This window comes from Ruegeria halocynthiae (assembly GCF_000743705.1).
Taxonomy (GTDB): domain Bacteria; phylum Pseudomonadota; class Alphaproteobacteria; order Rhodobacterales; family Rhodobacteraceae; genus Ruegeria; species Ruegeria halocynthiae_B.
Window position 1 is genome coordinate 1 of sequence record NZ_JQEZ01000002.1, and the last position, 24,906, is coordinate 24,906.

21 protein-coding genes are annotated in these 24,906 nt (G+C 56.5%); 12 read left to right on the forward strand and 9 right to left on the reverse strand.

Annotation, left to right across the window (positions count from 1 at the left end; all coding sequences use genetic code 11):
* A partial coding sequence (locus tag JT51_RS22195) for a hypothetical protein (RefSeq protein ID WP_235216125.1) occupies nucleotides 1-292 on the forward strand: 292 nt, incomplete at its 5' end.
* Between the two features lie 176 nt (nucleotides 293-468).
* On the forward strand, nucleotides 469-1,545 hold the full coding sequence (locus JT51_RS06330; protein WP_037309661.1) for a tyrosine-type recombinase/integrase: 1,077 nt from the start codon (nucleotides 469-471) through the stop codon (nucleotides 1,543-1,545).
* Between the two features lie 83 nt (nucleotides 1,546-1,628).
* Here JT51_RS06330 and JT51_RS06335 read toward each other — a convergent pair whose 3' ends face one another.
* Both JT51_RS06335 and JT51_RS06340 read right to left on the reverse strand, forming a co-directional pair.
* A complete protein-coding gene (locus JT51_RS06335) occupies nucleotides 1,629-2,681 on the reverse strand; it encodes a ParB/RepB/Spo0J family partition protein (protein WP_037309664.1) in 1,053 nt (350 codons plus the stop codon).
* Nucleotides 2,678-3,988 (reverse strand): AAA family ATPase, encoded by a 1,311-nt coding sequence (locus tag JT51_RS06340; RefSeq protein WP_152563309.1) that lies wholly within the window; start codon nucleotides 3,986-3,988, stop codon nucleotides 2,678-2,680. The genes JT51_RS06335 and JT51_RS06340 overlap by 4 nt, the downstream gene beginning before the upstream one ends.
* Nucleotides 3,989-4,361: 373 nt before the next feature.
* Here JT51_RS06340 and JT51_RS06345 point away from each other — a divergent pair, with 373 nt between their 5' ends.
* The gene (locus JT51_RS06345) at nucleotides 4,362-5,060 is read left to right on the forward strand and encodes a DnaA N-terminal domain-containing protein (protein WP_037309666.1); all 699 of its coding nucleotides are present in this window, start codon (nucleotides 4,362-4,364) and stop codon (nucleotides 5,058-5,060) included.
* 56 nt (nucleotides 5,061-5,116) lie between these two features.
* On the opposite strand, the gene JT51_RS06350 is transcribed toward JT51_RS06345, so the two are convergent.
* Nucleotides 5,117-6,124: a nucleotidyl transferase AbiEii/AbiGii toxin family protein gene (locus JT51_RS06350; RefSeq protein ID WP_037309669.1), complete on the reverse strand. Its 1,008-nt coding sequence runs from the start codon at nucleotides 6,122-6,124 to the stop codon at nucleotides 5,117-5,119.
* A 2-nt stretch (nucleotides 6,125-6,126) separates the two neighbouring features.
* A complete protein-coding gene (locus JT51_RS06355; protein ID WP_152563310.1) occupies nucleotides 6,127-6,723 on the reverse strand; it encodes a DUF6088 family protein in 597 nt (198 codons plus the stop codon).
* A 425-nt stretch (nucleotides 6,724-7,148) separates the two neighbouring features.
* On the opposite strand from JT51_RS06355, the gene JT51_RS06360 reads away from it, so the two are divergent.
* The 9 genes from JT51_RS06360 (at nucleotide 7,149) to JT51_RS21195 (ending at nucleotide 19,248) form a co-directional block, all read left to right on the forward strand.
* Nucleotides 7,149-9,101, forward strand: a complete 1,953-nt coding sequence (locus JT51_RS06360) for a toll/interleukin-1 receptor domain-containing protein (protein WP_037309675.1) — start codon at nucleotides 7,149-7,151, stop codon at nucleotides 9,099-9,101.
* Between the two features lie 15 nt (nucleotides 9,102-9,116).
* Nucleotides 9,117-9,971, forward strand: a complete 855-nt coding sequence (locus JT51_RS06365; protein ID WP_037309684.1) for a hypothetical protein — start codon at nucleotides 9,117-9,119, stop codon at nucleotides 9,969-9,971.
* A gap of 20 nt (nucleotides 9,972-9,991) precedes the next feature.
* Complete coding sequence (locus JT51_RS06370; RefSeq protein WP_037309687.1) at nucleotides 9,992-10,414, forward strand: hypothetical protein; 423 nt, start codon at nucleotides 9,992-9,994, stop codon at nucleotides 10,412-10,414.
* Nucleotides 10,415-10,485: 71 nt separating this feature from the next.
* Complete coding sequence (locus tag JT51_RS06375) at nucleotides 10,486-13,044, forward strand: VWA domain-containing protein (protein WP_037309690.1); 2,559 nt, start codon at nucleotides 10,486-10,488, stop codon at nucleotides 13,042-13,044.
* A gap of 10 nt (nucleotides 13,045-13,054) precedes the next feature.
* The gene (locus JT51_RS06380; protein WP_081894626.1) at nucleotides 13,055-13,795 is read left to right on the forward strand and encodes an ATP-binding cassette domain-containing protein; all 741 of its coding nucleotides are present in this window, start codon (nucleotides 13,055-13,057) and stop codon (nucleotides 13,793-13,795) included.
* Nucleotides 13,792-15,021, forward strand: a complete 1,230-nt coding sequence (locus tag JT51_RS06385) for an ABC transporter permease (RefSeq protein ID WP_081894627.1) — start codon at nucleotides 13,792-13,794, stop codon at nucleotides 15,019-15,021. Before JT51_RS06380 ends, JT51_RS06385 begins: the two co-directional genes overlap by 4 nt.
* The gene (locus JT51_RS06390) at nucleotides 15,014-16,972 is read left to right on the forward strand and encodes an SUMF1/EgtB/PvdO family nonheme iron enzyme (protein ID WP_037309696.1); all 1,959 of its coding nucleotides are present in this window, start codon (nucleotides 15,014-15,016) and stop codon (nucleotides 16,970-16,972) included. The genes JT51_RS06385 and JT51_RS06390 overlap by 8 nt, the downstream gene beginning before the upstream one ends.
* A gap of 87 nt (nucleotides 16,973-17,059) precedes the next feature.
* A complete protein-coding gene (locus JT51_RS06395) occupies nucleotides 17,060-17,806 on the forward strand; it encodes a glycine zipper domain-containing protein (RefSeq protein WP_152563311.1) in 747 nt (248 codons plus the stop codon).
* Entirely contained in the window at nucleotides 17,803-19,248 is a 1,446-nt protein-coding gene (locus tag JT51_RS21195; RefSeq protein WP_051927441.1) for a serine protease, read from the forward strand. Before JT51_RS06395 ends, JT51_RS21195 begins: the two co-directional genes overlap by 4 nt.
* A gap of 3 nt (nucleotides 19,249-19,251) precedes the next feature.
* Here JT51_RS21195 and JT51_RS06405 read toward each other — a convergent pair whose 3' ends face one another.
* The 5 genes from JT51_RS06405 to JT51_RS06425 all read right to left on the reverse strand — a co-directional run bounded on the left by JT51_RS06405 (nucleotide 19,252) and on the right by JT51_RS06425 (nucleotide 24,670).
* Nucleotides 19,252-19,716 carry a phage regulatory CII family protein gene (locus JT51_RS06405; RefSeq protein ID WP_037309701.1) on the reverse strand — a complete coding sequence of 155 codons (465 nt, stop codon included), beginning with the start codon at nucleotides 19,714-19,716 and terminating at the stop codon, nucleotides 19,252-19,254.
* A 57-nt stretch (nucleotides 19,717-19,773) separates the two neighbouring features.
* Entirely contained in the window at nucleotides 19,774-21,105 is a 1,332-nt protein-coding gene (locus JT51_RS06410; RefSeq protein WP_037309706.1) for a type IV secretory system conjugative DNA transfer family protein, read from the reverse strand.
* 114 nt (nucleotides 21,106-21,219) lie between these two features.
* A complete protein-coding gene (locus JT51_RS06415; RefSeq protein WP_037309707.1) occupies nucleotides 21,220-23,547 on the reverse strand; it encodes a hypothetical protein in 2,328 nt (775 codons plus the stop codon).
* Nucleotides 23,544-24,161, reverse strand: a complete 618-nt coding sequence (locus JT51_RS06420) for a hypothetical protein (protein ID WP_160175169.1) — start codon at nucleotides 24,159-24,161, stop codon at nucleotides 23,544-23,546. The genes JT51_RS06415 and JT51_RS06420 overlap by 4 nt, the downstream gene beginning before the upstream one ends.
* Nucleotides 24,092-24,670: a patatin-like phospholipase family protein gene (locus JT51_RS06425; RefSeq protein ID WP_160175170.1), complete on the reverse strand. Its 579-nt coding sequence runs from the start codon at nucleotides 24,668-24,670 to the stop codon at nucleotides 24,092-24,094. The genes JT51_RS06420 and JT51_RS06425 overlap by 70 nt, the downstream gene beginning before the upstream one ends.
* Nucleotides 24,671-24,906 lie beyond the last annotated feature (236 nt).

A 24,906-nucleotide genomic window follows, 5' to 3' on the forward strand; every position in this document is an offset into this window, starting at 1 on the left:
GAAAAAGAAAAGCCGGCGCAAAGAAAAGTCGTCGCGCAAAAAGCACGGTGCAAAAGACCCATTCCGTATCCCTCGTTTAAATAACGATTTTTTGAAAACGTACTACCTAAGCGTGATTTTGCAACGACTTTTTTCTAACCATAGAAGAACAACCCAAATCACTCATTATGCACATTCAATACAGCTCAAGGATGCGACCCCCGCTCCCGGAACCGCCCAAATGAATAACACCAACAAAGCGCTCAAAACGACCGCCCTCATAAAGGTCCAATCGAAACACCACTCCAGATGAAGCAGTCCGCCAAGATGGCGGAAAAACAACTGGCTCCGCTGTCTATTTCTTTAGTGAGCAGAAAACGGTCGTTTTGCGAATAACTTTCCGATGAGTCAGTAATTCCATTCATACTCGATAAGTATCCCTTATCAGAAGTAATTGATTTTGTTTCGAAACCGGCGTAAATTGGCCCCATGAAGCCCCCTGCCCCCTATCTTCCCGCGCCCTCCCCTACCCTGTCCCACGCCGATCAGGAGGCGCTCACCGACCTCTATGTCCGTGGCACGCCACCCAACACGCTGCGGGCCTATGAGCGCGACCTGCTCTATATCACCGCCTGGAAGCGAACGCGCTTCTGCGAGACCGATGCGGCCTTCAAGAAATCCTTGGAATGGCCGGAGCGCCAAGACATTGCCCTCGCCTTCATCCTCGATCATGCGCGGGATCTGGGCGACGCACCACCAGAGGATCGTGCTCGGCGGGCGGCTGAGGCTCTGATTGAACAAGGGTTGCGCAAGTCCCTCGCCTGCCCGGCTCCGTCAACCCTGGACCGCCGTATCGCCTCCTGGCTGGCCTTCCACCGGATGAAAAACCTGACCAGCCCCTTTGGCGCGCCGCAGGTCAAACAAGCCCGCGCCAAAGCGCGCCGCGCCGCATCACGGCCCCCTGCCCCGAAGTCGCAACACCCGATCACCCGCGACGTGCTGGAACAGCTGCTGGCGACCTGCCGCGGCAGCCGCCGCGATTGTCGCGACCGGGCGATCCTGATGCTGGGCTGGGCCTCCGGTGGTCGGCGCCGATCGGAGATCACCGGGCTGAAGCGGGAGGACGTGTCGTTGAAAGAGTTCAATGAGAAAGGCCTGGTCTGGCTGTCCCTGCTCGAGACCAAGACCACCCAGAAGGGCGAAACCCCGCGGCTGGTGCTCAAAGGTCGCGCGGCACAAGCGCTGGTGTATTGGATCGAGGTTGGCCGGATCAGCGATGGCCCCCTGTTCCGTCCGGTCTCGAAATCCGACCGGGTTCTGAAACGCCGCCTCAGCCCGGATGCGGTGTATCAGATCCTAAAGCACCGGCTGGGGCTGGCCGGGCTGCCGGACGGCTTTGCTTCACCGCACGGGTTGCGTTCGGGCTTCCTGACTCAGGCCGCCCTCGATGGTGCTCCAATCCAGGCCGCCATGCGCCTGTCGCTGCACCGGTCCATGGCCCAGGCGCAGAAATACTACGACGATGTGGACATAGCAGAGAACCCAGCGACGGATTTGTTAGGATAGACAATCCAAATGTAAAGAAGGCGGTAACCCGTGGGTTACCGCCTTCAAAGAGACAAAGTTGAGGATGAGTAACCCGCAGGTTACTATTCGTTCAGAACAGCTTCAAAAGCTTCGACTGCTCTCTGAAGCTTAGACCGGTCAACTGAACTGAAGTCCTGGCCCGACAGAATCCTACATTCTCCTCTCCGAGCGGTGACCTTTGATGCACCCACATGAAACTCATACTTTACACTTTCGCTTTTTTCACGCGGCTTACCACTGGATAGCTCGACATCTGGATCCGCCAAGAAAGCATCAAGTGCCTCGTTTTGTTCACTCGAAGTAGACGCACGCGCCAACACATCCCTTAACTTGGCCGCAGAACCGGATGACGCTCGCAGTTTCCGCGCAACCTCTACGCCAAGGTTTCTGGAGACAGCTTTTGGAAACCGCAAGTCGTCCTCAAGCTCATTGAGCAGATAAACAAAGCTTCGAATATAAGATCGCTTCATTTTGTGTAGGGACGAATACAATCTCCCAACCAACGCTTCTGGATCCCCTGCCCCCAAGTCAGCGTCCCTGGAAGCAAGAATTGCTACTTGTGCCATCTCAGCGAAAGTCAGATCCTCCCGAACAACATTCTCTTCCACCATGTCGATATAGAGATCAATGCGATCGCTTTGAACTTCTGCAACTCGAGCCGTAACACTGAAGAAACGCTCATCACCGGTTTCTTCGAAAAGCTGCCTTAGGGCCGTCAATCGTCTCCAGCCTTTTTTGAGCTGGAAGCAACCATCTGGGTCCTTGTAAAGCTCTATTGGCTCTTTCTGGCCACGTTCCTGAATAGAAGCCTTGAGTTCATCCATCTCGTCAGAACTCGCGACAGCCGAAAGATCCAGCCGGTCTCTAGGCAGGTCTGAGGTGAGAATTTCATTAATTCCGACCGCGACTAAAACTCGCCCTTCATCGCGGGCCGTTCGATACTTCTTGGCATCCGAAGCATTTTGCCGTCGCTGCTCGACGCGACTTTCAGTACTTTCATTCAGGCTGCTTGCCGTCTCGCGTACCGCAGCTCCCATCGGTCCCACATCGCGGCGGCGGGATTTTTTGAGATCATTTTCGTCGATCGGAGTGAAGCCAAATTTGTTACCGCTCATTCTACACGCTCCTCAACTTTGGTCCGGGCCTCCCAAGCTCGCAGGACAACATCCCGAAATTCGCCGTAAGCACTATCAAAAGACTGACGCGCCCGTTTCCAGGTGTCCCTAGTCATCTGTCTGTAATCTTGCTCGTATACGGACATCTGGAACCTGCCTGATTGCTCAACTGCGCGCGTCATCTCAATAGGATTCTGACAAACGTCCGACCCGAAAACATTTTTGAATGCATCCATCATCGCAACGTGCAGGGTGTTGCTGGCTTCAAAGCGGGTCATGAGAACACGTACATCATCGAACTTCTTTGGAAGCGTGATACCGGCATCCTTTGCAATACGTTCGAACCCGTTGGTTATGTCTTCCAAGGCATCACCAAGTTGACCGAGATAACTCGTCGTACTGTCATACTCCCAATAACCAGGCCCGGAAGGAATATAGAGGATGTCAGCGGCAAAGGCCGCATTCAAAGACTGGTATCCAATCGCAGGCGGGCAATCGAATATAATCAAGTCATATTGGTCATCTGGCAACTCATCGAGATATCTAGCGACGCAGCCAAAAAAGCTCCATGCCTTATGAATCGACCTGTATTGGGCGGAAGCAAATTCTACGAAGGCAGCGTTCGCACAGCTCGGGATGATGTCGATTGTCGACCATGAAGTCCGTTGAATGAAGTCTTGCACACGCTGTGCGCCGATCGATTGAACATCTTCTGGAAGCTCGTCAGCAGTGGGGTAGGGGCAATCTGCTGGATCATCATAATCGTCTGCGATCCGGTTAGCTTCACGGCAAAGGTCCCGGCACATTATACCCCAGACTGTATTCCACTCACGTACTTCAGCAAGACCCATTGAATGCGTGAGTGTCGCCTGTGGGTCGAAGTCCACAACCAGAACACGGTAACCATCAAGAGCGGCCGCATTCGCCAAGTGCTGGGCAACCACGGTTTTTCCGACACCGCCCTTAAAGTTTGAAACCGCCACTCTCATTGCCCGACCTGCTGGCCTTCGGGGCAGAAGACTTTTACCTTTAAATCTCAGACGGCGTCTCAACTCATTAATTTCAGCCAGAGAAAACCATCTCTGCCGACCGTCATCTTCCGTAGCGCCTTGCGGAAGAGACGGATCGTCGGCTAGCTTCTTTCTCAATGTGTCCGCCGGGATATCAAACATGAAATGGCTTATCTCCCAGATCGAGAATGGTCGAAGCACTTTCTCATCAGCAGGTGAAAAAGTAGCGCGGCGGACAGCCGCCTGTTGAGCCAGGCTCCGTTCGTTCATAGCTTGAAGGTCAGTGTGGTCACGCATTGGACTGCTCTTGTTATATCATGAATGCCCTTTAATAACGCGATTTCTAAAATCTGCAAAACGTAAAGAATAGGATTTCCGCTTTTTTCTTCTGATTCGACAAAATACGGGAAGTATTTCCAAGAATGATCCACCTTTGGGTGACAGTTCGCGAACAACCACCAGATATATGGTGACACTCAACGTCAATTAAGGTGACACTAGCTTGTCACCTATATCCTATTAACCAGATATTCTTTTGATTTTGAGAAAAGGGTGAGGCATCCTGTTTTTCGAAGATCGTTGACAAACTACGGGATATCATCACACTGAACCCAATTGATGGAATCGGTCACCGAAGCCGATCCGCTTGAGGCACAGTGGCAGTGGTAGAATGGAAGTAAAACGATTTACAGGACCTTATGCTGGATCTCAGAAGTACGATCTTTTGACCGCGATCTCTGTCGCTGGATTGAATGGTACACCTGGATTTCAGCGTTCGATGATGCGGCTCGTAGCCTTGATAACGGCCCGGTACAACTGGAGCGCTGATGAGCTAACGGTCGGGCAGAAGCTAATGGCGCGTCTGTGGTCCGTGGATGAACGAACCGTTAAAAGAGAAATCAAGCGGCTAACGGAAAGTAGCATACTGCTCCAGCTTAGACCTGGTGTTAGAGGACGCGTTGCTGCGTATCGGCTTAACTATATGGAAATTTACCGCCTTAGCGAACCGGTTTGGCAAAATGTTGGTGTTGATTTTGCCTCGCGCATGGAAGCGCTAACACCAAAACCAACCGAAAAAGTTGTTCATGTTCAGTTTGGTCAAGAAAAACTGGCAGCAGCCGAGCATGAGATTAATGATCTGCAGGATCCGTGGGGCAGGGCGCTCCGGCGCTTATCTGAGTCTGAAACACTGTTATTTAAAAGCTGGTATCGTGATCTTCAACTTGTTGAAACGCATGACCAAACGATCACATTGCGTGCGCCTAGCAAGTTTATTGCGCAATACATTCAGTCTCACCATTTGAAACCTTTACTCGGAGCAATCCAGCTTGAGTTTGGACGAATTCAAAAGGTGTTTTTGCTTGGTTAGCCGCGCGTACATTGAAGGTTGCACGCTGAGCTTTGAGGCCGCCGAATAGGCTTGTTTCAACCATTGAGGTCCGTCTCGAACACCCCAATGGCGTTCAGAATGTCATCAAACAAGGGAGGGTCCCCGATGATCATCTCCTGCATCCCGGCATAGTCCCGACGCAGCGCTGCCGCCAACTCAGGATTCGGTAGCAATCTTAAAGATCCAGGCCTGGCATTTTCGTAGTTGGCCCAGGCCGCTTTGAAGAAGACGGACTTATGGTGTGCAACCTGATCCAACAAGTCGATCTGTTCGATAGCGCGAGAATGGGTTTCGTGTGCGATCAGCTGGGCCATATCGTAATAATGGCGCGACATTCGGTCAGCCAAAGGTTTGCTGACGTCCTGATGATAAAGCATATGCAGGATCGTGGCTTTTTCCCAGAAAGTGCGCTCAACACCTAGGACTTTCACATCAACGTCGCCTGCGCCCAGCAGGTCTGGAAAAGCCTGATGCACATAAGGTGAAATCCTGCGGGACTCGGCTGGAATGTGAACCCCACGGGCGCCAAATTCGAACCGCACCACCGGCTGGATGTAACTGTTGGGCGCACTTGTCATGGATGGGTAGGCGAAAAGCAGGGTTTGTGTATCACCAGGATCAACTGTCAGGGAAAATTCCTGTTCCAGCGCGGCGCCAAACTTGATCTTGGTTTCTTTCAGAAGCGGCCCAGAGACTACTCTGGTGACCGTACCCTGAAGCTCCTGCAAGAGTTGCTTTTGTTTTTTGCCGGAAAGGGCAGGGTGCTCGGGGTCACGTTCGCCCTCGAACCCGAGTTGCGCCCGGTCGAGAGACAGATCCACGTCTTCTGAGAACCGATGGATGATGTCATAGGCCTTGGATAGCGATGTCCCGCCCTTGAATATCATTTGAGCGCCAAAAGAGGGCAGGGCGAATAGATGTTTCAGTGACCAGCAGACCCAAAAATCCTTCTCGACGATTGCTTTGGACATGCCAAGCTGGGCGGCCGTTTCCTGAAACGCTTCCTCACGGTTCTTTGGAGTATCGTTGGCAAACTGGTCCACGATCAGTTCCGCGCCACAATTTGCTGCACTACAGGATGCATCCAGGCCGGCACATACCTGCTTTGTTTTGCGAGCAATGCCCGGTCCTTACCATCCAGATTGCGGGCCAACGTGTCGACAACCCGGCTATCCACCCGGTTTTTGCCGACATAGCGTAACGCCTGGAATACGGCACCGGTTTTCTGGCCCGCACCAACTAGCGTTTTGGATGATGCATTCCGGAACTGGATAACTTGTCGACCAACTGTCTTGGTGCGGGTTGGGCCGTCGGTCATATAAATCGGCTTGGACGGCACTTGGGTCGACAGCCCCAACTGGTTGGCTGCCATGGCAGGGGAGGGTTGCAGAACCTGGTTATCTTTGCGTGCAATGGCTTTGGCAACGTCATCGGCTGACGGAGACAACAGCCCTAAACGGGCGCTCTTTCTTGGATAGTCGTAAAGCCCTCGCGTTAACCGCCGGATCATCCCTTGATCCGCCAAGCGTGACAAAGCCTGATCCACGCTTGCGCGGGACCCGATATCCAGAAAGTCCAGTGGAGCAAAGATTGACCCCCGGCCTTTTCTCATGATGCGTTGTCTAATCGATGAGGCTATCATAGTTTTCTCCTTGTCAGAAAATATAGTACTTTTTTCTGACTTTCAAGTCAGGAGAAACCCGAGGTGATTGTGTAGGTGAGGGCGGGGAAGCTGACTTTCGTTGCGGATGCTACCAACGCCTGGCACGGGCTTAAAAGCGGACTTTCAAGTCGCCAAATGTTCGACAAATTGAAAGCGAGAGGCGGACCAACTGAAAGAGTTGATCCGTCAGGACGGGGATGCAAACTTCAAAACACCTTGCGCGGTAGCTGGCCGAACATGGGCCAAACTGAAAGCTCGTTGTTGCACCAATGCGCTATCAGAATTCGACAGGTGCCATAATGAGACAGATTTGCTGAGAATAAGTTGACTATGAACGTCCAAACGGCGCACATTTCAAAAATGTGATTTCGGTAGAAGTATTGGGTTGAAGTTAGAGGGGTTAAATGGACCAGGTTTTTGTGTCCTACACGCATAAGAACAAGGCACTTGTCGAGCCGGTTGTGAAGTTTCTTAAGTCGCATGGATTGTCCGTTTATTGGGACAATCAATTAAGGCCCGGAGAATGGGAACCTCAGCTGGAACAGAAGATCGCGGCCTCGGAAGTTTTCATTATCTTTGTTACGCGCGACATCCTGGACCCGCGCGAAGACGGCTCGGGAACAAGTTACGTCTTCAATGAAATCAACATGGCGATTGACGCCGGGATCAAGTATATCTTTCCCATCATCGTAGGCCGGATATCGCTGAACAACGATTTCGAGCAGCTCAGCCGGTTCCATGGGCTGAAGGTCGATGCCATCGAGGATGTGGTCGCCTCACAGGAATTTTGGGGCCATGTCAAATCCTTCAAGGCATACATAGAATCTGGTGGGCGGGCATCGGAAAACCTGCCGACCCATTCCGCCGATGCAGATATGGTCGGCTGGCCGGTCGCGGGTGACAATCTGGTCGAGCGTCAGGCGCTTGCACTGGCCGTGATGCTGCTTGAGGGAGAGCAGCCCTTTTTGATCAATGATGCGGCCAAATGGCTGCAAAAGCTTATAGAAGATAAGCTGCGCCCGATGACGGAAGAAGAAACCAACGCCCAGCCCCGGGTGTTCGGGGGCACCGGTCAGAGCGCCTTGCTGGACAGCATCGGCGCTCAACGTCTTGTGCCCGAAGCCGGTAACAACAGCGGTGTGCAGTTGCTGGAATTCAAACGGCCGGGACATGCGGCGCAGTTGCTTCAATACCTGTGGTCCGAGCAACCCGAAGTCCGATCGCTTCTGGTCGATTGGTTGCAGCGCATATTCGAAAGCGATGATCACAGGTCGCTGGCGCTGCATCTGGGTCGGGGATTGACCCACCTAGCGCGGATCGATCTTGCGGGTCTGGAATATGAGATGCTGTGGCGTTTTGTGCGCGCCCCTTTCTCGCACAATGAATTGGTTGTGTTTTCCCAATTGCTTGCCGCGGCCTATGACGAACCCAAAAACCGCCAACGCGTCTCCCAAATTCTGGACCGAGTGTATCAGGGCGAGTGGCTGGAACCGGGAGAGGGGCGTGCTCTTGCCATCATCATCGCGCTGGACGCATTGGCCGAACGCAGCCCCGAGCCTGCCGTAAAGCTGCTGAGAAAAGCCGACAGCTACGTGCGTGCGTCAGGAAAGGCCGGACACAGTTTGCGCAAGGCGATCCTGCACAGCCCTGTGCTGTGCGGCTCGAAGGAAAGCACTGTCTCTTCGGCGGAAACCCATATCGCTATGGCCGAAGAAGATGTGGCAGAAAAATCAAAGGATACCAGCCCGGACCTGCCCGAGACTGAGGTCGAGGTCAGCGAAGCGGCGGACGACGCGGCAAAAGACGAGGCTGCAACAGACGATACGGTTGAGGGTGAATCCGCTGAGGATACGGCCCGCAATAGCAACAGCACCTACTCCGCGCAGTTTCTTGTGGCCTTGGCCAAATGGATAGATGAACCGATTTCGGACAGAAAAAAATTGATCCGTCGCCAGTTTCCGTTGTGGATGTTCATGTCGGCGTTCCAACGGATGCCGCTGTATAGAAAGAGCGCACCCGATCTTCTGACACTGGAAGAACTGGTGGTTGATCTTGGCGGGCGCGACAGTGCCATTCTGGATCATATGGTCAATGGGTTCTGCCGCGCGGCGCTGGCAAAAGCCCAGCCGGGATCAGAGTATCGTGCGGTGCAGCATATGAATCTGGTCTGCCGATTATTTGCGCATGAACGAAAGAAAAGTGCGCACAGAAAAACCGGGGAAGATGATCCCTATCTGGTGTTCTTGCGGCGCTGCCATCAGCAGATCATAGCCAGCGACACCGGACGCGAAGCGCACCTGCTGCGGGGCTGTCAAAAATACATGTCGGCGCAGGATATCTCATTCATTGTGGATTGAACAGAAAGGACCGAAATGAGTCTGGTCATACCATTGGACAGTCTTCCTAAACCCAAGCCCGGCTGGGAAATCTGGGGGCGCACAAAAAACAACGAGTTGGTGGCTCTGGGCGAATTTGCAAAGTTGTCGATCGGGCAAAGGATTCTGGGCACCTACGCTCATTTCTACCACGTGGATATGACCCCGCAGGAAGTTTCCTTTGACTCAGATGTCAGGTCGGGCATTGGGGAATTACATTTCAAGGTCCGGTTTGATGTGACCTGTGCGGTGACAAAAACACGGGTTTCCGAACTGTTGCCGGTCGCTGATCCGATTGCGCAGTTCGTAAAAAAGGCCCTCACCGATGAGGCGCATTCCATGGCCGAAAAACACGATGCCATGCAGGACCGGGCGTTTCAGAAAGAACTGACAGAGATCGTTGATCCCAAACGGGGCGGCAGCCTGGATTGCGGACCGTTCCACATTCAGCGTGCGGTGATCAAGGTTCAGTTGCCGGAAGAACTGAAGGCAGAAAGCGAAATCGAGGCGGTCATGACGGGCTTGCCGTCTAAAATTCTGCTTGCTCAGTCCCGCGGGGAAGACGGGCTGGTTGAACGTCTGGAAAAGACGTTGGCAAGATTCCAGAAATTCCAACTTATTCAAAATGATGTGACACTCGACACTGCTAAACAAGCGGCAGAGATGACCAAACTGATTCAAGAGGCGGAGCGGGAGGACGATCCTGACCTTGTACATATAGGATTGCTCAAGAAAGCACGTCAGAACATGATCACAAGCCCCGAAATGAGTGGCCCCGGTGCCACGGCGGCGGGCTCCGCCGGGGTCAATGAACTGCCCAAACCCTCGGACGATCCCGACGACCTGAATTAAATCCACCTTAAGAGACGAATATGCTTGGTTATCTTGTTCCTGATCCGCTGCAACGCCTGTTTGTTTCCCTGGTTGGAAGCTTGCCGTTGATACTGCAACAAGTGGGATTCGCCTTGCTGTGTGCGGGGTTTCTGCTTGTCATCTCCTACATCCTGCGGCTGGCGCTGCTGCATCTGGACGTGCATCTGGCGCTGCAGTCCCAGCGCCGGACCGAAAAGGTGTCGACCGTGGCCTACATGACCGGTTGGACCGGCAAGTGGCAATGGTGCGCGATTATTGGGGTCTGCGCCGTGATGCTGTCTGCGACGGTGGTGTTTTCGGTTATCCGAAGCGCCAAGCTGGACCCGGCCAGCCCGGCCTATTCTCTGGTCCGCACTGTGCAAATCTGCCTCGCGCCGAATTCGGGCAATGGCGATACCATGGCGCGCTGCCTGAAGCGATGATCGTATCATACAAAACTTGCGCGGTGAACAGAATCCCGTATCTTCGAAGGCTCATTTGTTTGGAGTGAATTATGTTTAAAGCCTTTTGTTCGGCGCTTTTTTTGGCGCTTTCCGCTCATATGTCCTTTGCTGAAGACTGCAACCCCACGACTTTGGCTGAGGGGGCAGAGCTGAAGACGGGCATCCAGAAGCTGCGCACCAAAGTCGACAAACTGACCAGCCGCGCGGAAGGGCAGATTTTTTCGATCCGGTCTCTGCCGGACTCTGTGCAAGAGCAGGTGCCGCCGCTTCCCGTTGCACCCGTGATGCCAGAGGGAATTCTGGGCGGGGATGGATCTTTGCAATGGAGCTGCGACGCAGACGGAAATCCCACTCCGACAGTCGCTGAGTATCAGGAACAGATCGATGGCTATGAGCAGGGCGTCGCTGCTTATGAAGCCGAAATTCAGAGCCGCGCCGACGCTATTGAAACCCTTGAACAGACCAATGACACTGTCGCCGCGGATGCCAAGCCGGACGCAGATGATGGTGCAACCACCGAAAACAGCGAAGATTCCGGAGACGACGCCCAGATCGCTGAACAAGCCCCAGAAGATGGCACCGCGCAGGAATCCCAAGCTGCGCCCCAAGAGGCCGACGGTGAAAACAGCACTGTGGAACTGGCCGAAGAAACGCCAACGACGCCTGCACAGACGACCCCGATGTCTGCCCCTGACAATCCCAACCTGTTTCGCCGCGTGCTGTCGCTGCCCTCGGCCGTGATGAAGGCCGAACCGCGCGACGACGCCGACGAAAGCCCGTTGCCGACCTTTTCGGTGCTTTACGTGTTTGACGAAAGCCGCGCCAATGGGGGCGACTGGCTGAAGGTCAGCACCTCGTTGCGTGAAGGCACACAAGGGTGGGTAGAAGCGGATCAAACCCTGCGGTGGAGCAACATGTTGGTGATGGAGTTTGCACCAAAGGGCAAACGCAGCGATGTATTGTTCTTCCGGGACGATACAACGCTTTCGGATATTGTCGGGTCATTTTCCTATGCTGTTGAGGCAGGGGAAATCTATGAAAGCATTGATACCGAACGCAAACGTCTGTCCGGCGAGACAGGCTCAACCCCGAATTGGGATCAAAGACTGGTCGCGATGGAACCCGCCTCGGGCGTGACGTTTGGCAACCAGCCCTACCTTTTGCCGATCCTGGATTGGCGATCTGAGTTGTTTGACGGAACCATTGAAACCAACCTGCTGAAGGTCGCAGCCGTTCCTGCGGATGCCGAGGAAATCTCGGCAGAAGATTCCAACAGCTTTGACACCGATCTCAACAGCGCCGCCGAGCAGGACGGGGTGCTGCGTGTGGGCGTTGTCTTTGTTGTCGACACGACGATTTCCATGCGCCCGTTCATCGAGCGGACGCAAACCGCTATCCAGTCTTTCTATGACAGTTTCCAACAATTCGAGAGCGCCAGCTTCGTATCCTTTTCCCTGCTTGGCTTCCGGGACGAGGTGGAGCAGGCCGAAGGTGTTGAATATACCACCAAGCTGTTCCAGCCTCTCGACCCCGACGCCCCCGTCGAACAGGTTCTTGGAAACCTAAACCAGATGCAGGAAGCGAATTCTCCGACGGTTCAGTTTCAGGAAGACGGTTTGGCAGGCCTGATCGAAGCCATCGAGCGCAATGACTGGACACCATACGATGCACGGTTGGTCGTCTTCATTTCGGACGCATCGATGCGGGCGGGCGAAGACCCGCTGGCCAAGTTTCCCGGCCATACCCCGAGCTCTGTGGCAGAGTTAGCGCGCAACAAAAATATCGCAATTTTGCCGATTCACTTGCTGACCCCGGCCAATCAGCGCAACGGAAACGCTGACATTGCGCGTCCGCAATACGAAACCCTTGCGGAGACAGGCGATATCAACAGCGAAAAATACTTTGCCCTGGACGCGACGGACCCGGATTCGTTCCTGAAACGGATGACGTCTTTGACCGATCAGATGGCCCGGGCCATCTTTGACGTGAACGCGGGCAAAGTCCTGAGTGTCGATGATGTTCTGGAGCTTGAAGAGGTGCCCGAGGATGACGTTGCCGCCGCCGCAGTGAACGAGATTTTCCGGGCTCAGCTGGAGAGTCTGGCCTCGGTCTCGGATGGTAGCGCGCCCAGTTTTCTGGCTGGGTGGACGTCGGATCGTGACCTATTGGACCCGAATCTTGAAACCCTTGAGGTCAAGGTTTTCCTGACCCGCAACCAGCTCAGTTCGCTGGACAAACAACTTGAAAGCATCGTTGACGCCTTCCGCAGTGGCGGGGATGACCCGCAAGCCTTCTTTGACAACCTGCAGGCACTGGCGGCACAGACGGCGACCGACCCCGATGTGGTGCACAACAATGACCGCGAAGCGATGCGGGCGATTTTGCCCAGCTTCCTGCAGAACCTGCCGTACCGCAGCGAGATTCTGTATCTTGACCTGCAGGACTGGAGCAGCTTGAGCCCGGCCTCGCGATCCGAGTTCATGGAGCAGCTGGACGCCAAGCGTAAATCCTATCAGGCGGTGTTCGAGCAAACGGACCTGTGGCACGACTTTGGCAGCAACGATCCGTTGCTGCAGGTCTCGCCGATCAGACTGTCGATCCTTCCATAAGGGCCTAGGTATGAGTGCACCTGTGATGCTGCACATTTCGGGCCTGCACATTGTGCGACCGGGTCGGGGTGATGCGCCCGAATTCAGGCTATCGGTTCCGGAGTTTCAGGTTCCTGCGGGCGCACGGATCGGGCTGATCGGCGAAAGCGGCAGCGGCAAGACCAGCTTTCTTGAGCTTCTGGGCCTGCTCGCCTGGCCGGATGAGGTGGCCCGGTTCGATTTCAGACCGGACCGAACCATCGCTGCGGTCGATCTGATACCGGCCCTTCTGGAGCGACGGACCAGTCAATTGGCGCAGCTCAGGGCACGCACGATCGGTTTCGTGATGCAGGATGGGGGTTTGCTGCCCTATCTTTCCGTGCGCGAAAATGCCCGGCTCAGCGCCCGGCTGTCCGGCGTGGGGCTGAATTCCGAACAGATCGCGGCCATGGCGGATGCCCTGGGTCTGGGACAGTATCTCGACCGGTTGCAATCTGACCTTTCGGGAGGGCAGAAACAAAGGGCGGCAGTGTTGCGCGCACTGGCCGCCGGGGTCCCGCTGATGCTGGCCGACGAACCTACGGCTGCGCTGGACCCGAAGACCTCTGAGGCCGTAATGACCGCAATCGTAAAGTCGACCGATGCGGTTGCGGCCACTCAGATCATCGCCAGCCACAACGCCCCGCTGATTGAACGTCACGGGTTCGAGCTGTTCCGCGTCACCGTGACGGAAGGCGACACCTGGCGCCATGCAACACTGGAGGCCGCATGACCCGAATAAGGTGGTCACAGGTTCTCAACCTGGCCTTTCGTGACCTCGCCCACGGGTGGGGTACCACCTTGTGTTTCAGTGTCGCGGTTGCCGCTGCGCTGCTGCCATTGCTGATCCTTTTCGGTCTGAAATACGGCGTGGTCAGCAACCTGATCGAAACCCTGCGCGGTGACCCGAATGTCCGCGAGATCAGGCTGGTGCGGGATACGCAATTGTCTCCTCAGTGGTTTGAGACCATCGCGGCCCGTGACGATGTGGAATTTATTCTGCCGCGCGGCAATTTCCTTGCGGCATCCGTGCGCTTGCGAAGCCCGGACGGGCGGCAATTGCTGGATACTCGAATGGTGCCGACGACAGCGAATGATCCCCTGATCATCGGCATCGCCCCGCCTCAGGGTCTGAGCGAGATCCTTGTCACCACTCGTGTCGCCATCGAAGCGCAGATCGAGGTTGGCAACACGGTCGAACTGATCATCCAGCGCACGGTGGGCGAAGACCGTCAGGCTGTTCGACATCGGGCGAAGGTTGTCGGCATACTGCCGCGCGATCGATTGCAGACCGACGATATATTCGTGACCCCTGCATTTGAGGACGCGGTGGAAACCTGGCGTCAGGGTTTTGCCGTGCCGCCGTTGGATTGGGTCGCGCGGGATGGATCCCGCACCCTGCTGCGGCCCGAGCGCAAGAGCTTTTCAAGCTTTCGCCTGTATACACGCGATGTGCGCGATGTCCCCGTGTTGCGCGACGCCCTGCTGTTGGACGGTCTGGATGTGCGCACCCGTGCCGAAGACGTCATTCGTGTGCTGATCATCGAACGGGCACTGTCCATCGTGTTCTTCGCCATTACCGTTCTTGGCGCCGTCGGATTTTTACTGACCCTAGGCCTTCATCTGTTGGCCAGCGTCTCAGAAAAAGCCCGCGAACTGGCCATTCTGCGGCTTTTGGGCCTGACAACGGCCGAGGTTTCCCTGATGCCTTCCATTCAGGGAATGGTCATATCGGGCGTTGGCGCGGTGATGGCCTGCGGGCTGGCCGCCATCTCGCAGCCGATTGTGAACACCGTTTTCAGTGGCCTGGGCGGGCTGGAAGGCCGCGTGTCCTATCTAGCCTTGTCTCATTTCGCAGTTGCCTTGGGGGCAACGGTACTGGCTGGAGGCGTGGCCGGATCAATCGCCGGGCTGCGCGCCACCACGATCGAACCCAGAAAAGGATTGCGCCATGATTGACTTTCGCGCCGTGCTGGCCGTGTTTGGCCTTGTCGTGATGCCGGATCAGGTGGTACTGGCCCAAGGCGCTACCCCGGTCGGTGCTCAGCCTGACTGGTGCCAGATCGATGATCCGGCTAGCTGGGCGGCATCGCGGCAAGCGCAGATTGAAACGGGGGCAAAGGAACTTGGCCCTATTTCCTGCCCGAAAAAAGCGACCGGCGCGACCGTTCCAGCCGTGTTGCATCTGCCTATGCCATGCGGCCGCGCGATGGTTTTTCAACGCATTGATGTCCCCGTAGCGCATCCGCTGGATCAGGTGGCAGGCAACTTTGGCCGTGCCGTGGATATCGCGTCGGAAACACCGCAGACCGTGCTGTCGAACGGGGCTTGGAAAATGCCGGTCTCCGGCGCGTTTTCAATCTCTGAGGATGACGAAAACGCGGTGACCAGCGGTCTGGGCTCAATATCTGCGCGGGCCTACTACGTGGCACGCTATGAACTGACGACGATCCAGTGGGCCATTCACGAACTGGGCCTGTTCGACCTGCCCCATGATCAAACCGCAGATGCTGGCAGCGAAGCCTGCCAACCGCTTGAGGCGCTGTTGCAAGAGATCAACCTGAGGACCATTGCTGCACAGGGAGAGCTGTCCTGGTTTGATGCCGTCGCATTTTCGCGGGCCTATTCCAACTGGCTGGTGACGCGCGATGCGGATCGGATAGCCAAGGGAGAACGGCCCGATTTGCCGTGGGAACAGGGCGCGACAGGTTATGTCAGATTGCCGACCGAGGCGGAATGGGAATTCGCCGCGCGCGGTGGGGCAGGGCAGGTCAGCGCGCAGGCCCGGTCTAACAGACTGCCCGTAATCCGCGATGAAAATGGTGCGATCAAGGCGGCGTCTCTGTCCGAGGTCTGTGTGGACAAGCCCAGGGCTTCGGGGGTTCTGCTGGCACCCGTCGGGCGCAAAATGCCCAATGCGCTGGGTCTTTACGATGTCGTCTGCAACGCCGAGGAAATCATGCTGGACCTGTTCCGGGTGACGCGCCCTGACGGCCTTGGTGGTCAGGTCGGCGGTGTTATCACCAAGGGTGGCAGCTCTGCCCTGTTTCGCGAGAACAACACCGTGGGCCGCCGGATAGAGGCTGCCGCGTTGTTTGGCCTGTCGGGTGAGGGACGCACCCGCACGATGGGCGCGCGCTTTGCGGTTTCGGCGCCTGTCTTCAGCGGCCGGCGCGATGGGTTGACGGACGAGGGCGGCATCCCCCAAGCCTATACCGAAGGCCGCCTGAACGCGCCATATGAACAAGCCTTGATGACCGGGCGCAAGGCGCTGCTGGAACAGGGTGTGGGTCTGGCCTCGGGCGATCAGTCGACACTGGCGTCCGAGGTGAACAAGCTGCGGCGGTCTCTGTCCGAAGGGGAGCTGACCCAACAACAGCTTGCGGAACAGTCTGAGGCGCTGCAGATCGAACTGGACCGTCTTGAGGCCCGGCTCGCGCAAGAGGCACGCGCCAGCACTCTGCTGAGCATTCGCTCCGGTGTTGTGACCTCGAACCTTATCAACCGCACCGGGGCCAATATCTACAGCGTGATGGCGCGGATTGAGGACCTGCGCGAAGTCTCCAATCTGACCGAAGATGATCAGGCGCAGCTAGAACGTGCCACGCGGCTGATTGGCATCTACGAACAGCGCATTCAGGCGTCGTTCGATCTGTATTTGCAGGTCCACAGCGAATTGGGCGCGCGCCCCGAGGTTTTTGTTCAACGCCAGCTGACCGCCAGCCGCAGCGGCGTGAACGGGTTTAACGTCGATCTCTTCGGCACATACCTCGAGCTGTTCGAACAGCATCATCAGCAAGTCCGTTCAGCAAGAGGGCAGATAACCGAAAAACTGCGTGCCGATTGGCTGGATGAACTGGACACGTCACGCTCACGCAGGAAACAGGATTTCCCAAAGCTTCAGCCATAACCAGATAATAATGAAAGGACAGTCATGAGTTTAAAAATTTGCAAACCCGCTTTGCGCAGGGGGACGGCCACATTAGCGCTTATGTCCATGGTAGCGCTTTCGGCCTGTGATGAGGCGATTACGCTGGCTCCGGGGACCATCGATGCAAGGGACAATTGCAGCAGCTTTCAGCAATCCATCGTGGACGCGCGGCAAAAAGCGAACAACCTAAAGGTTCAGAACGCCGCACTTGGCGCTCTGGCAGGGGCCGCGATTGGTGCCGCCGTGACCGGTGACAGCGATGGTGCCCTGATCGGAGCGCTGATCGGCGCCGCCGCTTCGGGCGTGGCCACTGCGGAAACTCAGAAAAAGCAGCGCGCGGCGGATGCGGATACTCTGCGCAATGTGAACGCCAAGGCCGGTAGCGCCAATCAATTGCTGACGCAGGCCGGGAAATCCTCGGCGGCGCTGCGATCGTGCCGGCAAAAGCAAATCAAGTCGCTTGAACAGAAGGTTCGCACCGGCGCGATTAGCAATCAGGCAGCCCGGTCAGAGCTTACCGTGCTGAAACGGCGGGCATCGGTCGACAACCAGATCATCTCGGCGTCGTTCAACGGCATCGGGAACCGGGTCGATAATTTTGTCCGCACAGGGGCGCAGGCCAGTGGGGTCGAGCAGGCCATCATCAGCCGCCAGGCCGCCGCGAAAACCCAACAACAGCGCAACGCGCGCGCAGCGACACCAAACGTGTCCCGTGCGAAATCCAACCAGGCCAAGCTGGTCGAGGCCGATGCGCGGTCGCGGGCGAGCATTGATCGCAGCCTGGATGCCATCGATGTATTGCTGAGCGGATGAGGCATCTCATCTGTCTGTTGCAGGCCGGGTTTCTGGCCTGCATGACCGCTGGCGGGGCCTGGTCGGACCCGCCGGCCAAGTTGCTGCGCGAACTGGGCCTGGCGCCAGTGGCACGGGCAGATCAGAACGTGGTGTCAGCGCAGTTGGATCTGTCCTGGATCGGGCTTTATGACGGGCGGCTGGACGGGCTGAACCGAGCCGGTCTTAATCAGGCCATACGCCAGTTTCAATCCAGCCTTGGAAACGTGCCAACCGGCCGGTTATCCCCCGAGGAGCGCCGTACATTGTCCCAGCGTGCAGATGTTTCGCGGGCAGGGTATCGGTTCAGGAAACAGGACATAGACTGGCTTGGGATGTCTGCGGTCCTGCCGTCGGCGCTTATGGATGCGCCGCAGCTGGACAAGGACTCACCGGACCTGCTGCTGTTTCAGGGCACGCATCATTCCGGCCTGACATTGCGACTTTGGAGCATGGATGTCTCCGGCTCGGACCCGGCGATAACGATGCGCGTCATCCTTAAGCAACTTGAAAAACAGGACCCCGCGCCAGAGGTCATAACCTCGAAATCCGGCAGGTCCGGTTTTGCGATCGCGGCAAAGGGCGGCGGCGTCCGGTCGGTCTATCTGGCCGATATTCGAAATGGCGCGCTTCAGTTGGCCAAGCTGTCGTTGTCCAGCAACACCTATGATGCGATGCGCCCGGTCGTGGCGCATATGCTGAACGGGCTTGAGCTGTTCGCCGGTCCCCGCCTGTCCTCGGACGAACGCCGTAAACGCATTGCCAGAGGCGATGATCCTGTTGGTGAAACCGTCCCGGGTTGGTTCAGATCAATGATCGGCAATGGCTCGGGCTCGTTGGTTACGCGCGACGGGCATGTATTGACGAACTGGCATGTGGTCGAAGGGTGCGGCAGCCTGACGGTCAACGGAACCCCGGCATCCCTGTTGGGCACGGATGTGCGCCTGGATCTGGCGCTTTTGCAGGCACCGGCCTTTGCCAACAAACGCCCGATCCGGTTTCGTGCGGATAACCCGCAGCTGGGGGAAACGGTGGCTGTCATGGGCTTTCCGGTGTTCCGATATTCCCGTGCCCTGAATTTCACCCGGGGGTCGGTTTCATCGACGGTTGGCCTGTACGGAGATCGGACTCGTGTACAGATTACCGCGCCCATCCAGCCGGGCAATTCCGGTGGTCCGGTTCTGGACACCAACGGTCGGCAGGTTGCCGTTGTGGCGGCCAAGGCAAACACCGCCTGGCAGGAGGCCGACAACATAGAAAATGTCGGTTGGGTCATACGCGGGAAAAACGCGCTGGCCTTTATGAAACAGTTCGACGTTGTCCCGATTGTTGAAGAGCACGCCGCCGCCGCACAGTTTCCCAGCCCCGAAAAAATCGACCAATGGCGCGCGGCTATTGTCAGGATAGAATGCCATCTGCCCTAAAGGTCAGGACTTCTGCGTCTCGAATTCTTTGACATGCGCCTTGAGCGTTGCGATGGCACGTTCGGCAGCCAGAATGTCCTTTTGAATCTGCGCGGCCTCGCGGTGATCAATCCGGCCATCACTCAGTGCAATCTCGACCTGTGCTGCTGCCTCGGACGCATCGACGATCATGCGGATCACCGAGTGGCGCAGGCTTTCTCTTGCGTCCAGGTCGGGCTGATCCAGCGCGCCGCGCTCGGCTGCGAAAAAGCCCGTGCCCAAAAGCAGCCAACTGGCGATCCTTGCATCCGGCAGAACCGCGATGAGGCTTCTGATTTCTTCCGGCGAGAACACCACCCGGTTGCGCAGCCGGGCATAAAGCGCGTCGTAGGACAGCCCCATTGAATTGGCGATTTCAGCGGTGCGGCCTCGTTCATCTGTTACCAGCAAACCATGAACAAGATTTGCAAACTCCTGACCGCGCCGCATAGTGACCTCAACTGTAACCCATTAATTTCTGGATAGTTCTGCCGGAAATGTCAATTCTCAGTACCGGTGAATCGTCTCGGCCCGCGCCGGGCTAAGCGGTGCCAGACGCGACAGGTCCCGAAATCTTTCCATCTCAAAAAAGCGTTCCAGATTTATCAACTGACCTTCACGCCCTGCCAGATGCAGCAACGCCAATCGGGGCTTTAGTGGTTTATAGGCCCAGCCGGGAAACCCCAAACGGTCCGCAAACTGTCTTTGCGCCGCCATATTGTGAAACCCAAAACCGCAGATCGTGGCCGTGTTGTTGAGGATCGTCGCATTGGATTTGGGATAGCGCGATGCGATCTGTTCCAGATCCTGCCAAAAGCTCCACAGCCGGACGCCATATCCGCGCATCAGGGTTGTGACGGTTTCCAGTTCGGGCAGATAGCCTAGGTGCCACGCCTCATCGATCAGAAAAAGCGTTTCGCGCGGAGGCAGGGCCATTCTGGTCTGAAACAACGAGATCATCGCCCCCAGCCAGACCCGCAACAACGGCGCGGCGTTTTTCAGACGATGCGGCGGCACAACGATATAAACCGAGATATTGTCCCCCCGAACCAGGGCATCGGGGTCAAAGGTGGTTTTTGTAATCGAGCTCTGAAGCAGGCCGCTGGAAAACACGGGCATCCACCGCTGAGCGGTAGAAACGATCGAGGCTTTTACCTTTGCCTCGGCCCCCGACAGCTGTGACAGCGCCCGGCGTATGACGGTGTTCCCCGACCGTCGGCAATCCTTCATCGTAAGGTCAAAGTCCTTGCCCGGCTGCATTGCCTGATAGGCGACCTCGGGCAGGTTCCTCAGCCCGTGCGGCATCTCTCCGCAGACATATGCGACTAGATCGGCGATCATCTGTGTCGCGCTTTGATCCCAGAACGGATCGCTGACGGACCGTTCTGGTGCAACGCGGTTGGCCAGCGCATAGCAGTCCTCTTGAAAATCGGGGCGGTTGGGGTCGATCAGGTCAAGCACGTTGAAGGCCCCGCTTTCCTCTTCGGGAAACATCGCGAATGGGTCCAGCAGGACCGTTTCATGCCCCATGTCCCGTCGCGCCTGTGCCGTTGTCGCCCAAGCCTCACCTTTGATGTCAAGAACAACCGTCGGGCCCTGCCAGCTCAGCAGGGCAGGGATGAGGTGGCTTGCGCCCTTGCCTGATCCGGTCGGCGCGACCGAGATGATGTGCCCTTCACGATGAGGGGTAATCCAGTCCGGGGGCGCAAAATGCCCGACCTCACCCGCACGCAGAAACCCGGCCGGTTTGTCGAGTCTCTTCGGCACGGCGCGCCCAAGGGGCAGTTCCGGCAGGTCTTCCCCGGTTTCAGGCGAATTGGCTGGTTTAATCTTTTGCATATGACCGCTCCTGCGTGTTCCAGGCAGCTAGACCTATGCATCAAGGGCCGGGATTTCTTTCAAATACCGACGCCGGATTTTGTTTCTGCCCGGTTCGGGACGTGGTGCAGGGCCCTAGATCAAGAGGGCGGGGCCCTTGTCCAGCCTGGTCCAACGGTCAATCCCGCGTTGCGTCCAAATGGAGTCCGGCTGGTTCTTGAAAATCATGTCGTCGGCAAGGGCCATGACGGCATCCTGAACCTCTTTGATGACCGTATCGTACTGTTCCGGGTCCTCGGATAGTTCCGTATCCGACACGCCCAGCGGGCGCTGGTCGATCTTGCGCAGCAAATGCCCATCGGCTTTGAGAGCGATCAGAGATGAGCGCTGCGCGGCCACTTCCGCCGCAATCGCGTTATAGGCCTCTTGCGTATCGACACGGGTTCGAAGGTGCTGCAGCGCAATCGTGTCTATCGTGGATACGCCTGCCGCAAGGACGGACAAAATCCGTGCGGGCCGGCCGGTCTGTGTCTTCCAAGCCTGCGCCAAGGCGACCGCCGCCACCCGATCAAACCCCGGCGCATCAGGCGTTATGATCTCAAGGTCAATGGCATCGGGTGAGGACAGGGCGCTCAGGTGGTTTTTCAGAAGGCTGGCAATGGCCTGAGTCGTTTCCGACGCATCCACCTGCAACGGGCCGATGACACCGACACGCCAGCGCATACGCCAGCACGGAAGCGTTATTTTGTCCTGAAACTGCTCGATCCCTTCGTTCAGGCTTTCTTCAACGTTTTTTTCGTCTTTCTTTTCATGCCCCTCCCCAAGAGCCACAAGCGCGTCATAGGGCAATATCAGACGATGGCGCTTTTTCTCATTATCTCTGTGGCCATCGGTCTTGCGCCAGGCCTCAAGCAACCGCTCGACATTCCATCTTTCGTGTTCGGTTTCCGCCAGCACTCGGATCAGATCCTTGTCCGCCAGCACGGCTTTGCCAGCCGAAGCCTGAAGCCTCAATCCCGCTACCCGTGACCCGATGGGCGATACGAGACCCGCCGCCAAAAAGATATCAATGGCCGAGAGAGCCGCGCGATAGCTTGCGCGTTTTTGTGCATTCGACATTTTGGTCCAGTCGTTCCCGTCATCAGGAACAACATCAGAAGACTTGCGCCAACGCTCGTGTATGGCGCGTGCCAGTTTTTGGTACAGTTTATTCAGCGCGATGTCGTCTTCATCAAGGCTGCGCCCGCCAAAGGGTACGATTCCGCCTGTCAAATCGTCAAAAGCGGCGGCGGAAATCGAGGCCAGTGAATCGCTGCGCATAAAGATCGGCGCCTTTACACAAAGCTGCTCTTGCTGCATCTGACGCAAACGCATGGCAATCGCGGCGTTTCGGACATCTTCGCCGGCCGCGACCACCACCGCAGTAATCGGATTTTTGTTTTCTTGCTGCAAAAGCTTGTCCGCCTGGCCTTCGGCGCAGCATTCAAGGGCATCCATCCCCACAAAATTGATTTCAAGATGCCCGGCCAGGTCGGGATTGAACAAAGCGGGCCGTTCACGCCTGACCCGTGCTTTCGCCTCGTCCGGTTTGTTGTCCACAATGGTCAGTATCGCAGGCCCCAGCCGTGGATGATGACAGCGCAAGGCCAGCTCCTCGGCGACGGCTAGATTAATGCTCCCGAGGCCGACCAGAACAGCGTGCACGCGTTCCTGACATCTGGTCAGGGCAAGTTCGTTCGGCGCGATCGATGTCACCAGAGCCCGCGCGATTGTCTCGGACCGAGAAAACAGTGTGGCCTGAGCGAAGATATCAGACAGCAGCTGCAAATCGCGCAGGATTGATGCGTCCTCGATCCGCAAGGCCAGTTTTGCATTTGGCGCACGATCCGTTTGCGAGCGCCAGACGCGAGCTCTTTCGACATTCAGAACCGCGTCGGCGTCTCCGAACACGACCGTATCGGGCGTGCCGATCAATGCGGATGTTCCGGTCTTTTCCGTGATCCGCCCGGCGATCTTCAGCAAATGGGCCGAGCGACGGTACACGGTCAGTTTTTCCAGGTTCTCGGCACTGTCGAACACAGTGATCAGCCCTTTGTCGCGGTACATATCCAGAGCAAAGTTGGACACGCCGATCATGACGATATGCCCTTTACGGAAATAGGCCCGCAGTCGGACGAACTGGTCGCCAAGGTAAACGGCGGCCAGACCGATCAGGGCAGAAATAGTTGTGAACAACCCGGTAAAACGGGCGACTTCGATCCACAGGTTCAGGGGCGGCAGATCCGGTTCGCCGATAAAGCTGCTGTCGCCGACAAACGCCAGAAGCGTATGATAGGCCACGTCGAAGAAACTGAATCCGTCAAGCTCGGCATAGTACTGCGACCAACCGATGTAGCCGGTCACGCATGTGATGGCGCAAAGAGCGAGAAGAACAAGGATTGTAATCGGGAAACGGGTTTTCATGTCTCTCCCAAGCAGTTGGCAAGCAATGCTTTTATGTCCAATGCCCTGTCAATGTAGTCAAAGGTCAGGTCATAGATTGGTGCAATGATGGCCGGGTCGTCAATACTTTGATATCTATTGAGTTTTTTCTGCGCCACATGAATGCCGACCTTTCTTAGCTCATCTTGTGCAAGCGGCAGATCAAGCCTGAGATACGTAAACGCCGGATCGCCGCACAGATTGTCACGGTCCAGATCGCCAATCTCCGAAATTATCGGGATCGGGCGCGGGGACGTACCCAGCCATTGTATCATCGCGACGGTATGCAGCTCGGAATCATGGGTCATGCAGCGCAATGCGTAATATGCAAGGGGCAGGGGACCCAGTCTTTTGGCGATGCCGGCATCCAGTCTGGGGCGGAAATATCCCGACCCCAGCGACAAAATTAACATCCGGTCCGCCCCGGTTGGCCATTCCAGACCATAGACCCGCAAGCGCGCCAGCTTCAATAGAACAAGGCTGGGATCATTGTGCGGAGACAACCCGCCATCCACAAAAGTGCCTGTCACACCGCCTCCGATTTCGATCGTGGATTGGTCGAAATAGGTTGGGGCCGCCGTTGCGGCGCGCAGCAATCGGGACACCTGAAAATGACGGTTGGCAATATGGTCGCTGTCTTCTTTTCATTAAAATACGGCGCTGTATCGATTGTGCTTATGATCCAGCGACTGCCAGTGTCCAGCCGCTTGGTGACAATGGCGCAATGGGTTCGAAACCCGGGGTCGCCCAGCGTCGCATCCCCGACAACCGCCTTAAGCTCTGCTTCCAGTTTGTCGCCGTCGAAGGCCGCGACATGCCGCATGATCGGCAGCCAACGGCGTTTTTGAAAAAATGCCGCTGCCCGTGTGAGGTAGAAATGCTTTACCTCTTCTAGGGGAACCCCACGCGACAGGGCCACCGCGATCAGGGCCCCGGTCGAAGTGCCGCCGATCAGATTGAAGACATCGCAAATTCTGGTATCCCGGCCAAGGTGATCCTGCAGCGCGCTTTCGATGGCTTCCAGAAATGCGACCTCGACAACGCCATGCACACCACCACCAGACAGCGCCAGAATACGCTTTTGCCGGGTGGCATCACCGGTCAACAATCTCAGCCTCTGCCTGGGCTCTTGGAAGTGCGGTCATTGCAGTCCCTGAACTTGAACACAACGTGGCGTATTTTTCTCCGTATCGCGCCATCATCTTGGCATCGCTCCCTTGTTTGTCCAGTGCTTAGCCTTGCCGCCGCAACTGTTGTGAAAGTTCTTGCTGGTGTTGTCGCATTAATTTCCGGCTAACGAATGGATGCTGATGCACGAATTTTAAACAACTCTGGTGGCGG

Coding starts and splice junctions, on each gene's coding strand:
- JT51_RS06365 (WP_037309684.1), top strand. CDS start 9,117: ATGAGTCTGGTCATACCATTGGACAGTCTTCCTAAACCCAAGCCCGGC.
- JT51_RS06385 (WP_081894627.1), top strand. CDS start 13,792: ATGACCCGAATAAGGTGGTCACAGGTTCTCAACCTGGCCTTTCGTGAC.
- JT51_RS06355 (WP_152563310.1), bottom strand. CDS start 6,723: ATGATAGCCTCATCGATTAGACAACGCATCATGAGAAAAGGCCGGGGG.
- JT51_RS06410 (WP_037309706.1), bottom strand. CDS start 21,105: ATGCAAAAGATTAAACCAGCCAATTCGCCTGAAACCGGGGAAGACCTG.
- JT51_RS06345 (WP_037309666.1), top strand. CDS start 4,362: ATGGAAGTAAAACGATTTACAGGACCTTATGCTGGATCTCAGAAGTAC.
- JT51_RS06395 (WP_152563311.1), top strand. CDS start 17,060: ATGGTAGCGCTTTCGGCCTGTGATGAGGCGATTACGCTGGCTCCGGGG.
- JT51_RS06405 (WP_037309701.1), bottom strand. CDS start 19,716: ATGCGGCGCGGTCAGGAGTTTGCAAATCTTGTTCATGGTTTGCTGGTA.
- JT51_RS06330 (WP_037309661.1), top strand. CDS start 469: ATGAAGCCCCCTGCCCCCTATCTTCCCGCGCCCTCCCCTACCCTGTCC.
- JT51_RS06340 (WP_152563309.1), bottom strand. CDS start 3,988: ATGCGTGACCACACTGACCTTCAAGCTATGAACGAACGGAGCCTGGCT.
- JT51_RS06360 (WP_037309675.1), top strand. CDS start 7,149: ATGGACCAGGTTTTTGTGTCCTACACGCATAAGAACAAGGCACTTGTC.
- JT51_RS06370 (WP_037309687.1), top strand. CDS start 9,992: ATGCTTGGTTATCTTGTTCCTGATCCGCTGCAACGCCTGTTTGTTTCC.
- JT51_RS06335 (WP_037309664.1), bottom strand. CDS start 2,681: ATGAGCGGTAACAAATTTGGCTTCACTCCGATCGACGAAAATGATCTC.
- JT51_RS06380 (WP_081894626.1), top strand. CDS start 13,055: ATGAGTGCACCTGTGATGCTGCACATTTCGGGCCTGCACATTGTGCGA.
- JT51_RS06390 (WP_037309696.1), top strand. CDS start 15,014: ATGATTGACTTTCGCGCCGTGCTGGCCGTGTTTGGCCTTGTCGTGATG.
- JT51_RS06375 (WP_037309690.1), top strand. CDS start 10,486: ATGTTTAAAGCCTTTTGTTCGGCGCTTTTTTTGGCGCTTTCCGCTCAT.
- JT51_RS06415 (WP_037309707.1), bottom strand. CDS start 23,547: ATGAAAACCCGTTTCCCGATTACAATCCTTGTTCTTCTCGCTCTTTGC.
- JT51_RS21195 (WP_051927441.1), top strand. CDS start 17,803: ATGAGGCATCTCATCTGTCTGTTGCAGGCCGGGTTTCTGGCCTGCATG.